Here is a 285-nt window from a genome sequence, read left to right as displayed (position 1 = left end):
CCGCTTTCTGCGTCGCAACTGAAGCATGAAGGGCCGCTTCAGCAACGGTTTGTTTCACCTCATTTGCTGAATTGTCTGCCTGAACAGAAGACTCTTCAGCCTTTATTGCAGATTGTTCAGCAGCATCAGCAGACAATGCAGCATTCCCCTCTGACCTGGCAGCCTCTGTTTCTGACAACTTCGCTGCCTGTGCCGCTAACTTTGCTTCCAGCTCATGATTCGCTGCGTCTACGGTTTTGCCGGTTGCCACCCTTGCGGACTCAGCAGCGCTGGCTTCGGCCTGTG

The 285-nt window shown here is 54.0% G+C and carries 1 pseudogene; it reads right to left on the bottom strand.

Features of this window, described 5'->3' with window-relative positions:
* Positions 1 to 285 (bottom strand): annotated as a pseudogene (locus FDX22_RS30080) (hypothetical protein); the annotation flags it as partial.

The organism is Citrobacter sp. TBCS-14 (assembly GCF_005280805.1).
Classification (GTDB): domain Bacteria; phylum Pseudomonadota; class Gammaproteobacteria; order Enterobacterales; family Enterobacteriaceae; genus Citrobacter; species Citrobacter gillenii.
This window is presented reverse-complemented; position numbering and strand designations above follow the sequence as displayed.